The following is a 12,447-nucleotide window of genomic DNA, read 5'->3' as shown; positions in this document are numbered from 1 at the left end:
CTGGGATAATTCCTTCACACTCTCTTTGATGTGTATTGTTTTTGCGAATGACATATTGTTATATTTATAGTTTAGTCCAAAAATAATAAAAAAAATCTATTCTGCAAATATTGGACTGAATTTTATTTATAATTGGTATAATTGTAATTATAAGTTGCCCGGAAGTAATACAACTGTCCCCGTTTTCATAAAATTTCGAGATTGTGAATTGGTGTTTTTCTGAGGTAATGCGGGGAAGACCAAACCCGATAAAGAATGAGTTTCTTTTTAAGGTGCCGTCACACTGATATTTACACTGCACCCGTTCTTGTCTTTAATATTTATTATTTGTGTACCGGGACAGAGTTTATTTTTGTACCTGCTCACATATCCGTCGGGCCATGAGTAGGTGTATGGACTTGTGCCTCCTGTTCCGGTTATCATTAACCATTCTTTACAGCCGCAATCCACACAATTTGCAGTGCCTTTGGTAAAATGTCCGCTCAAAGCCGGAGGTGAAATTATTGTAACTGTGGAAGTCGTAGTACAGCCTTTGGAATCAGTAACTGTTAATGTATAAATGCCTTGAAGCAATCCGGTTGCTGTTTGAGTTGTTTGGCTGTTACTCCAGTTATAAATATAACCGGGTGTTCCGCCGCCGGCTGCAGCAGTTGCAGTTGTTGTGCCGCCGGAGCAATTGATGGTTCCAGCGGAAATGCTTGCGGTTGTTGCGCTTGGCTGTGTGATAGTTACGTTACTAGTATTGGTGCATCCTTTGTTATCTGTAACGGTAACAGAATAATTTCCCTGTGATAGTCCGGTTGCTGTTGTTGTTGTTTGTCCGGAAAAACTCCAGCTGTAAGTGTATACAGGTGTTCCGCCTCCGCCCGTAACTGTAGCGGTAGTGCTGCCGCCAAAGCAATTAATAGTACCGGCAGAAATGCCTGAAGTCAGAACAGCGGGTTGTGTTATATTTATGGAACTGGTTTTTGTACACCCTTTATTGTCCGTTACAGTTACAGTATAGTTGCCTTGTAAAAGTCCTGAGGCGGTGGCGGCTGTTTGCCCGGGAGCGCTCCAGTTATAAGTGTATACAGGAGTTCCGCCTCCTGCGGTAACTGTTGCTGTAGTGGTTCCTCCGGCACAATTGATCGCTCCTGAAGTAATACCTGAAGTTAATGCGGCGGGTTGGGTGATGCTTGCTGTAGCAGTATTCGTACATCCTTTATTATCAGTTACAGTCACAGTATAGGTGCCTTGTGCAAGTCCGGTTGATGTAGCTGTAGTTTGTGCGGGGGCACTCCATAAATACGTATAGGGTGATGTACCGCTTGTGGGAGTAGCATTGATACTTCCGTTAGTGCCTCCGTTACAGTTAATGTTCGAAGGGGTAGTGGTAACATTTACTGCAGGATCAACAATTACAGTCGCTGTTGTTGTGGCTGTGTTTCCTCCGGCATCGGTGATCTTTACAGTGTATGTAGTTGTTGAACCCGGACAGGGATTAATATTTTGAGTTGTGGCACTGGTATTCCAGGAATATGTGTAAGGGCTTGAACCTCCGGAAGGAGTCGATGTTACAGTTGCGCATGCACCCGGACAAATACGCGATGCATTAGCCAGAACCGTTGGGCCGCTACAGGACAGAATGGTTACTTTAATGGTTTCTGTGGAAGAGCATCCGCTGCTATTGGAAACAGTGACAGTATATGTAGTGGTTGAAATTGGTGCAACAGTTACATTAGAAGAACTGCCCAGTCCATGTGACCAGTTGTATGTATATGGAGGAGAAACCGGATTGCTAACGGTCACATTTAACGGGATATTAACTCCGCCGGGACCACACAAAGTAGTGTCGGTGGTTTTTGTAACCGGAATATTATTGATTTTTATTGTTGCTGTTGTGGGGCAGCCATTTACCGAAACCATATTAACTGTATAAGTAGTGCCGGCCAAAGGACTGGTAATAGTAACGCATCGTGTTGTTGGTGATCCGGGCAGTCCGGATTGGCCGGCCGGCCAGGAATAACTTTGATAGCCCACAGGTGCGCAGATCTGGATGCTTCCGGCCCCCGCACAAAATTCCGGGGAAGAAATGGTCATCGGAACACAGTAAGTGTCAATATAGGAATAGGCCCAATGTCCTCCTGCCTGAGGATCCACATACTGTCCTGCGGACAGACCGGTTCCGCCTCCCGCGCAATCGCGTACCCTGAATGTCGCTCTTACGGTTTGTCCTACATATCCGCTCAGGTCGGTCAGCACATCTGTCCAGGGGGTAAAACAAAACTGAAGTTGACTCGTAATATCTGTATTGCTGCCTACATAATTGAATGGAGAAACCCCGTCATTAGGTATGTGTGAGTAATTTCCGCATGGAATAATAGCGTTTCCGCTGTTGGGCAATGTTAATTTTACATCAAACATGTTTTGAATTTCCAGTTGATGCCCTGCATTATCCATTACAGTAGCGTACTTATAACCAAATCCGGCATTTGCCGCGCTTACAACGAAATCAAATGACATTGATTCGCTTGCAGACTGGTTTGTCCCTGTTTGTCCGGGTACGGTAAGAGTGTATCCGGCGCCCACATTATCTCCTAATCGAAATGAATAATTGCCTCCACCCGGTGCTACAACCGGTATCATACCTCCAACAATGGGATCAACACCTGTACCTGAAGTAACAGCAAATTTGGCAGAAGGGGCTGTGCCGATAGTTGGATATGTGTAGGTCCATGTAGTTCCCGGAGCACTAACAAGGTGGTAGGCACCTGATTGAAGTACCCACCCGGCTCCGACGCCGTCTTCAAAAGACATTGGTGTTGTACAATATGGTTTGGTTGGTTCCGGAGGTTGAGAATAAATACACAGGCGGCCAAAATCCATTAAGCCCATTGATTTTACAATTACATAGTACTGTTTTCCTATTACGGTGTTCATGCTTCCCCAATTCGGCTGATCTTTCAGCCCGGTATTGTTGTTGCAAAACACGGAGGTCATTGCTCCGCTACAAGGTCCTTCTAAAACTTCTATGGAAGCGTTGGTTTCATCTTTTCCCCACAGATACAATTCGGTTTTAGTGTCGATTGCGGTAAATGTACCTATCCACCATTCATCGAATATTGCGCCGGGCGCACATGGTGTTGGAGGTGCGGGAGCGACTTTGTTTGTATTTGCATTCGCATAGTTTCCTGCTGCGAAGCAATCCACATTTTTCGTTTTCACGGTAAGTGCGACAGGTATTGCATCGCACAAAGGTGAATATGGTTTTCCCGGTTGGGGATTGGGGTAAACGCAGATCGTTCCGTTACTGCGCTGTAAGCGAACCCAGTATTGGGTTCCATTGGTAGTAGCAATAGTTACCGCTTGCGACATGGTTGAAATAGGACTGTTTGTATGGCACGAAACCAGGTTCATGCTTGCTCCGCAGGTTCCGCTATAAACCATTAAAACAGCATCATCCTGACTGGCTCCGGATAATTTCACGATCAATTCCTGCCCATTACCGGTAAATGTACCCCACCACTCTTCATCATCGCTGGCAACTCCGCCGCAGCCAACAGGCGTTACTCCGCTTGGCTTGCTGTTGTTAAGACTTGTTGCTGTTACAGATGAGCCGCATGCTGAGGTACTTATTGAAATGTTGACCGGGTTGGGCAAAGAGCCTGAAGTGTTCACTGTTACAGGATCACAAACAGATGAATAAGGATTCCCATTGGTTTTGTATGCGCAAACATTTCCAAGCATGGTGCTATTCCCGGATTGTTTTACGACCGCGATCTTGTATACATGTCCGCTGATTGTATTAATATCTATTATGTGAGGCTGATTATCATCCGGAAATGTCGCGCATTGCGAAGCCGAGATACTCGCACCGCAGGTCATATTATCAAAGACCAGAAATTGCGAGGCCTGATCCTGTCCATAGATTTTAAACCTTATTGTGGAACCATCACCGGTAAAGGAATACCATCTGGGATTGTGGTCTTTGGTGACGCCACAGGTATTTGTAACCGTCGTAATGGCCGGGGTTTCGGCGTCAAAATCAGTGGCATTCAGCGAACCAAAGCTCAGTGAATTACAAGTGGCATCATTCGCGCCAATGGTAAGTGGGATCGGACTGCTGCATGTCTGCCCCGTTGTTTTGTTACATGTAAAAACAAGTATCAGTGCAATAACAGGGATGTAGCAATGATTTATTTTAAACCTATTTAAGTAATAATTCATTGGTCTCATTCGTTAGTTGAAACTATACACTTTCAGTTGCAAGACTTTCAGTTTCTAAAAACATTATTTTCTCTGTGGCTCTCTGTGACTACTCCTTTTTCTCTGTGTAATTTTTTTGTTACACAGAGTTTCACAGAGGAGACACAGAGAACCACAGAGCATTTTTATTTAGTATTGCGGAAAGAATTTCATTCTTTCTTTATCTCAACCTATGGACTTTCTGCCCATAGTGGTTTAGTTATTATTTTATTTCGCTGAGCTCGCGATCCGCCAGGGTAATATTGGCGGTTGCTTCAGCAAGAATAGTTTCAATTTTTTTTGTTTCAGACATTACTTCGGCTGCAGCCGGTTTAACTTCATCAAATTCATTTGTTGAAATGATCTTATTTGCTTTATGTATGGCCCAACTCGTTTTGTTTTGGATATCCATAAGATCACTTGCAATTGAATTAAGGAACTTCCCATGTTTTTTGTTGTTGTCGGATGTTAAGAGGGGTTCAAAATTCGTTTGTGCGTTCGTTATTGTTGCTTTCATTTCTTCCAGGAGTAACAGTGCTTGTTTAGCTGAGATCTTACCTTCATTAAGGTTATCTGCATTGTACGACCGTTCGGCATACCGATAAGTTTGATCGGCTTTGCCTTTTATAGTATTTATATTCGTTGTAATGTTTACAAAAGAAATATTATTATTTTTTGTTTGTCCGGAGAGATTAATAGGCGAAATTAGTGCAATGAAAAGTAGTATAAATAAGTTCCTGAAAAATATACTAAAGAGGTGGACTGTTTTCATTTTTTGTAAGAGAAAAGGCTTAAAATTAAAGTATACGTTTTAACTTAACAATAGTTACGTAATTGATGGAAATCATCTACATATTTGATATTTTAATTATATAAAAAGGAAATGTCTACACAAAAAGTCCCTAATATTGTTTTCCTATTCATCTGTTTATTAACCTGACTACCACTTAAATTCAAATAATTTTTGGATTTCCTCCTAAAAATAGGCTAATTTAAATTGAAACAAAAACCGTTTTCAATTGAAAATTATGATTCAGTCTTATTAATTTATATGTGCAAAATAATAGCAGGGGAGATCTGAAGTATAAAATATATGTCCAAATCACTATGTTTACAAGTGTTTAAGAGATGAAGGATGCCGAAATGCGCAGGGGGAGTTGGATAATGTTAAAATATATTCATTTCAAAATTCTATTTCAAAATAGCATTAAATAGGATAAAGTCAGGAAGGTTATTTACATAAAAAAATAATCAAATTATTGATTTATAGACTATTGCGTTTTTAAAAAGTAATTACAGGGGCGTTCAATAAGGAGGATTAATATTTTTTCAATTCCAGCTTTTCCCCGTCAAAAACAGCGTAAGAAAAATAACGCACCCAATCTCCGAGGTTAATATAGCGGCTTTTTTCACTCAGTCTTATATCGAGCGGTAAGTGGCGGTGCCCGAATAAAAAATAATCGAAATGTTCCTTGTGTAATATTTCTTTACAATAGATCACCAGCCATTCTTTATCTTCTCCCAAAAATTTTTCATCTTCAGTAATATTTGCAAGACGGCTTGTGCTTGAAAAGTAATTGGCGACAGCGAACGCAAAATTAGGGTGAAGCCTGGCGAAGAGCCACTGGCAAACTTTATTGGCAAATACTTTTTTAATGAACTTATAACCACGGTCGCCCGGACCTAGGCCGTCGCCATGACCGAGGTAAAATTTTTTTCCATTGTATTCACGTTGTATCACGTCTCTGCATACAACTACATTCAGTTCTTTCGGAAGGTAGTCAAACAGCCACATGTCGTGATTGCCGGTGAACAGGTTGATTTTAATACCGGCATCCGTAAGCTCTGCCAGTTTGCCTAATAAGCGTATATAACCTTTAGGCACTACACTTTTATATTCGAACCAGAAATCAAACAGGTCACCCATCAAATATATTTCACCGGCATCGTCTTTTATTTCATTCAGCCATTGCACGAGTTTTTTTTCACGCACAAGGCTGGCTTCATAATTGGGAATGCCTAAATGAAAATCCGATGCGAAATATATTTTTTTCATCCTCGTTCTGTACACTCCCTGCTATTTATAGAGAGAGCCATCTTTGTTCAGATCTTAAAGTTCTTTATAAAGGTAATCGGATTCAGCAAATTGATGTTCAATGTGAAGCGAATTCGCTCGCTATATTTTATATTATTCACATCAAATGTGGTTTTGAAATCGTCGCAGAGTACAAGAGGAAAGTAGATCTCGCAAACATTTTTTATGATACTCAGATCAATGCCCGCATCATATAAAACGGTATTATTTAACCGTGCATCATCGGCTGTTATACCAATATCCCCGTATAAACGAATGGGCAGTATGCCTGGAATTGAAGATTTAATATTTACTGTTGTCAGCCATTGTACGGTCTGACCTACAAAAGCAAGTGTTTTAAATCCTCCATCCCGTTCAACAAATTGCTGTGACAATAGCCCGGAGCCTTCAGTGCGGCCCGGGAAAATATGATCATACATATAGTCCTGTGAACCGGTCCATCCGCTGGTTCTGAAGCGGTATAGGCCGGCATTCGGACTTGAGTTATCAAGAAAGGAGCCCGCGAAAAAACGCAAATCGATGCTTTTGTTTTTGCCTTTCAATGTTATTTCATATTTCGCTTCTATAGATGTTTTAATGAAATCAATAGATTGCTGCAGATCTATGATCAGAGAGAAAGGATTTATAACTCTTGTATTTTCACGGGTAAATAGTACCTGGTTTATCGTGTAACTTTCATTATCAGGACTATATATGGGCGGCGAGAATTTGTGATCAGCTGTATACGTATCTATGAATATATTTACGCTACGGAGTTTGATCGATTGTTTGATCGGATTTCTCGACGATCTGTTCCTAAAAATAAATTCTATTTGTGGGGCAACTTTATTGAAATTCAGAGTGAATGGATGATCGGAATACGCGAATCGTGCGGCATTGGCACCAATACTTATTCTCTGAACTAATTTATCCGGATAAAAATTAGCATACATACTTCCATAACCCGCCAGCTCCCGGTTCCCGAATCCATACATAGGCAGCAGTGCATATTCAAATCGCTTTTCGGGAACTGTAATGTTGTAAAATGCCACTCCCAGCATCGACTTGTTGTAATTATTCCAGCCCATTACAGGAGTGAAGAACATTTGTGTTTTGTCAGGGTTGTCGAGACTTACAAAGAGCTGCGGCTTCAATGGTTCGGTTTTTTTGAACAGGCCGTGTGTACGAATAGTATTGTTGTTCCTGTTTATTTCGGGCATGTTCTCGGAAAAATCAATTTTGAATGCATCGAATTTGCCCGGAGGAAATCCTACTGTTTGTTCACCCGTGAATCCATCGTACCATACCTGCGCTCTTAATTTACCATCAATGATGCCGCAAATAGATACGGGAGACTTTATCTCTCCTGTATTTTTCAATACAATGTCAAATGAACCATTGTTCAGCTGTTTGTATGACATTATTTTATAATCGAGTTTCTTTGTTGTTTTTATAAGATCTTCAAAGAACCAGCCAAGTTCTTTCCCGCTTACTTCTTCAAGAATTTTTTTGAGATCGTTTGGTTGAGGGTGTCGGAATTTCCAGGTTTCAAAATATTGCTGCATGGCTTTGTCCATCACATCTTCTCCCAGGTAAGCCATCAGGTAATTAAATGCCATCCCGGTTTTGGAATAAACATCGCCGGCATAATTGATCTTCGAATATTGTTCTGCAGGTTGATCGCATGGCTCATCAAGTTTTACGGTCGCGGAGAATGCATAGATCAGATATCCTTCATGTTTACGGGGATAGCGGGAAAGGTCAAGCAGGTCGTGTTTCGGTTTGCCCTCCGAGGTAATCGTCGCGTCCGGATATTTTTTCTGCATATATCGGGATTCATTGAATGTGTTTATCCCTTCATCCATCCAGGCATGCATACGTTCATTGCTTCCGAGTATTCCGTAGAACCAGTTGTGTCCTACCTCATGGGTGATCACATTATCGAGTGCAAACGCACTTCGTGTTTCTCCTATAATGGTGATGGTGGGATATTCCATCCCTCCCCCCGCGCTCAAAGCTCCGTCAACCGCGGTGCAATTGTTATATGGATAGTCGCCGTTCCAGAGTGAATAGTGGTATAAAGCATCGTTGATATATTGTGTGGCATTCTTCCATGTGCGGGCCTCTGAGTTTGTAAACAAGGCCCAGGTAGTTACTTTACGATGTGTATGAGGCAGGTCCACTTCGCTTTTCATAACATTATAACGCTTGTCGCAAAACCATGCGAAATCATGAATGTTGTTCTGTTTGTAATGAATTGTCTTTACCTGTGCATCTGACTTTGGGAATGAATCTGTTTCCGGAAATTTTTCATAAGCAAGCGCGTCCATTGCCTTTTTATTCATCCAGTGTTTTTCTTCTTCATCCTGCAGATCACCGGTTGCGCCCACCACGTAATTCCCGGGAACGCTGATGGCGACATCAAAAGAACCGAACTCGGAATAAAACTCTCCCTGGTCGAGATACGGCATAGGGTGCCAGCCGTCTTTGTCATATACAGCCGGTTTCGGATACCATTGTGTAATTTGATATTGCTGCCCCTCATGACCCATGCGTGAAAACATTCCGTTGGGTATCTTCACATGAAAAGGAGTTGTGATCGTAATCTTTTCACCGGGCTTCAACCTATCCTGTAATATCAATTTGCCAATATCGATCATCTGCGGATCGGGGATAAGCAAGGCTGAATTTCCGTTGATCCTGAAATCCAATTGATCTATATAGCCTTTGTCTTCTTCTTTTGAAAAATAAAAGGCCGTACTTCCATTCTCCAGCAATTGTCTGGCCAGCGCTGTATTTAAATTTTTGTAGGCATTGGGCCAGAGGTGAAAATAGATATAACTTAATTCATCCGGCGAATTGTTAATGTATTCAATAGTTTCAAACGCGGTAAGTTCGTGCTTTACATCGTCCAGCTTCACATCAATTTTATAATTGACCTCCTGCTGGAAATAGGCCTGGGAGTAGGAGTGAGGTATTATAAAAAATAGCAGGAGATAACCTGCGCACTTTAACCTGCCGGATCTGTTTTGCATGAACAAAGTGATGATCTATTTTATCAGTGTTTCTAATTTTTCCGCCAGGCCTTCCGAGCGTAACTCTTTAGCAAGAATTTTCCCCTCTTTATCCAATAAATACGTTTGCGGTATGCTTGTTATTCCGTATGCCTTTGCCGCTGCCGATTGCCATCCGCCCAGGTCGCTTACATGGTTCCAGTGCAGGTTGTCATTCTTAATGGCTTCTGTCCAACTTTCTTTTTTCTCATCCAAGGATACGCTGAAAATTTCCAATCCCTTTGAGTGATATTTATCATACAATTTTACCATAGCCGGACTTTCGGCTCTGCAAGGCTTGCACCAGGACGCCCAGAAATCGACGATAACATATTTACCCTTTAGCGAAGACAGAGCCAGCGGCTGTCCTTCCGGTGTCGGGAAAGAAATTTCAGGGGCCATAGCGCCGACCGCTGTTTTTAACATGCTTTCTACGCCCGCATGAAAAGCCTGTACCTGCGCTGATCCGGGATATTTTTTCATCAATGCTTCATCAACAAGTTTAAAGTAGCTTAAGTTTCCATCCTCGCTGTATTCGGGAGTGAGCTGTTGAAGGGCTACAATTGCTACCAACGATGCAGGATTTTTATTGATCACATCGTGTAAATAGTCGTTCAACCCTTTTGATTCCGTTGTGTAGGCCAGCTCGGCTTCTTTGTTAAACTGTTCCAGTTTGGCTTTGTCTCCTTTATTAAGATTGGCATACGCTTCAAATGCGCGTAAGATCGAATCACATTTCTGAAAACTTTTTTTGGAGGTTTCGTTGACTACCCAGAATAATTCGGAATCGGGTGAGCCTTTAACACGGAATGTATTTCCAAGGTCGTGTGCGTCGCCTGTCAGTTCCACTTTCTGTGTTGAATCGAGTATCAGCATCGCGAAATTGGCATCTGTTATGCGCAGGCGATAAAAACCTAATGAAGGATTCGCGTTCAAAAAGGAAAATTCTCCGTTTTCGTCCAGGGCGGCTGTATCTGTTACATGAACACCCTGCGCGGTCATTTCTTCAAGAAAGAGCTGCTCGCCGCCTGAGTTTTCGAGTTTGCCTTTCAGTTCAAATCCTGAGGTTTTTGCTTCCTGTTCTTTATTGTTTTGGCATGCCGCAAGAAGTATAATTGCAGAGAAAAAAAAGATTGTTTTTTGCATAATTCAATATTTATAGTTTAATTGCCCTCTCACCAGCCTGTCCTGAGTTTGACGAAGGAGGGATAGTTAGAGAGCGGCTATTCCTCCAATGCCTTTTTCATCAATTCATTCGCCACTTTCGGGTCGGCTTTTCCTTTCGATAGTTTCATCAGCTCGCCCATAAACAAGCCAATTACTCCAATCTTCCCGTTCTTGTATTCGGTTACTTTTTCAGGGTATTTAGCGACAGCCTGCTTTACCAGTTCCATCAAAGCATCCTGGTTACTTTCCTGAACTAAATTATTTTCTTCTGCGATCTGCAGAGGTGTTTTCGTTTTCTCGGCAAGCATCTTGGGGAAAACGGTTTGCGACGCAACGGTGTTACTCACTTTGCCTTCATCAACTAATTTAATAAGCAGTGCAAGGCGCGACGGTTCGATCGGAAATTGTTCAATTTCCAGTGCGCTTTCATTCAGATAGGATTTAACAGTGCCCATCATCCAATTAGCTGCGGCTTTATAATTAGTGGTGTGTTTTATCAGCTCTTCAAAATAAAGAGCGAAACTTTTTATTTCGGTCAATACTGCTGCATCGTATGCCGAAAGCTTTAATGCATTGGTGTATTTATTGAACAATTCATTAGGCAAAGCCGGCAGTTTGGCTTTCACCTCTGAGACATATTCCTCTGTAACAATTACCGGCTGCAGGTCGGGTTCCGGGAAATACCTGTAATCATTTGCCGCTTCTTTGGTACGCATTGAAAAGGTTGTTCCGGCAACGGCGTCAAAACTGCGGGTGTCCTGAACAACGGTTTCGCCTTTTTCAATAATATCTATTTGCCTTTTCACTTCATGTTCAATGGCGCGCTGCACATTGCGCATGGAATTCATGTTCTTTACTTCAACCCTGCGGCCAAATTGTTTGGATCCTTTCAGCATCACTGAAATGTTGGCGTCACATCGCAGGCTGCCTTCTTCCATGTTGCCGTCGCAAATATCCAGGTAGCGGACCAGCTTACGTACTTCGCTTAAATATTTGTACGCATCTTCACCTGAACGTATTTCAGGCTCACTCACAATTTCAAGAAGAGGGATACCAGCTCGGTTAAGATCTATCAATGTATCATACGGATCAATGTCGTGCATGCTCTTACCTGCATCTTCTTCCATGTGAATGCGGGTGAGATGGATGTTTTTCATTGTTCCGTCATCATTTTTGATTGTAATATATCCACCTGTACAAATAGGAGTTTTGTCCTGTGTAATCTGGTAACCTTTGGGAAGATCGGCGTAAAAATAATTTTTACGGGCGTATTGGTTTTCTTTGCGGATAGTTGAATGAGTGGCCAGTCCCAAACGTACGGCGAACTCGATCACTTTTTTATTTGTCCGTGGTAAAGTGCCCGGATGTCCTAATGAAATAACGCTCACATTAGTATTGGGCAGACTGCCATATTCAGTTGAGTCGGATGCATAGGCCTTACTTTTAGTAAGCAATTGGATATGTACCTCCAGGCCAATTACCGGCTCATATTTTTCGTATACACTCATCTCAGATTGTCCTTTATTTAGGATGTGCAAGATACAAAACAATTGATTATATGAAGCCATGTAAACATGGCGGCGGTTCAATAATCTCCCGTTCCTGCGATCTTCATACCTCATTTAAATAAACAGACTTAAAGCAGCTAAAATTATAAAGTGCTTACACAAAGCAGAAATTATATCGAATAAAATTATTACATGAAATAGCCATATACCTTCGGCATACCAAATGGACATAAATATGGCGTATTCCATCTGACAAATGGTAACTTAAAAATTATACACAGATGAAGCATTCATGATTTAATAAACACAAAGAGGAATGAACATTTAACTTTGGTGCTATAATCAAACAATATAGCATCATGGAAACAGAAAAAATAGAATACGAACAAATAGTTGAACGAGGCTGCGGACTGGATGT

Annotated in this window: 6 protein-coding genes; all 6 read right to left on the bottom strand. The window is 41.8% G+C overall.

Features of this window, described 5'->3' with window-relative positions; translation table 11 throughout:
• Positions 1-267: 267 nt before the first annotated feature.
• The 6 genes from HYU69_06955 to gatB all read right to left on the bottom strand — a co-directional run bounded on the left by HYU69_06955 (position 268) and on the right by gatB (position 12,029).
• Positions 268-4,209, bottom strand: coding sequence for a hypothetical protein (locus HYU69_06955; protein MBI2270085.1), 3,942 nt, complete (start codon positions 4,207-4,209; stop codon positions 268-270).
• A gap of 241 nt (positions 4,210-4,450) precedes the next feature.
• A complete protein-coding gene (locus HYU69_06950) occupies positions 4,451-4,999 on the bottom strand; it encodes a hypothetical protein (protein ID MBI2270084.1) in 549 nt (182 codons plus the stop codon).
• 546 nt (positions 5,000-5,545) lie between these two features.
• On the bottom strand, positions 5,546-6,283 hold the full coding sequence (locus tag HYU69_06945) for a UDP-2,3-diacylglucosamine diphosphatase (protein ID MBI2270083.1): 738 nt from the start codon (positions 6,281-6,283) through the stop codon (positions 5,546-5,548).
• A gap of 47 nt (positions 6,284-6,330) precedes the next feature.
• The gene (locus HYU69_06940; GenBank protein ID MBI2270082.1) at positions 6,331-9,336 is read right to left on the bottom strand and encodes a M1 family metallopeptidase; all 3,006 of its coding nucleotides are present in this window, start codon (positions 9,334-9,336) and stop codon (positions 6,331-6,333) included.
• A gap of 15 nt (positions 9,337-9,351) precedes the next feature.
• Positions 9,352-10,500, bottom strand: a complete 1,149-nt coding sequence (locus tag HYU69_06935) for a TlpA family protein disulfide reductase (protein MBI2270081.1) — start codon at positions 10,498-10,500, stop codon at positions 9,352-9,354.
• Between the two features lie 77 nt (positions 10,501-10,577).
• Positions 10,578-12,029 carry an Asp-tRNA(Asn)/Glu-tRNA(Gln) amidotransferase subunit GatB gene (gatB, locus tag HYU69_06930; GenBank protein ID MBI2270080.1) on the bottom strand — a complete coding sequence of 484 codons (1,452 nt, stop codon included), beginning with the start codon at positions 12,027-12,029 and terminating at the stop codon, positions 10,578-10,580.
• Positions 12,030-12,447: the final 418 nt, after the last annotated feature.

The sequence above is a fragment of the Bacteroidota bacterium genome (assembly GCA_016183775.1).
Taxonomy (GTDB): Bacteria; Bacteroidota; Bacteroidia; order JABDFU01; family JABDFU01; genus JABDFU01.
The sequence above is the reverse complement of the archived record's forward strand: the minus strand, read 5'-3'. Positions and strand labels throughout refer to the sequence as shown.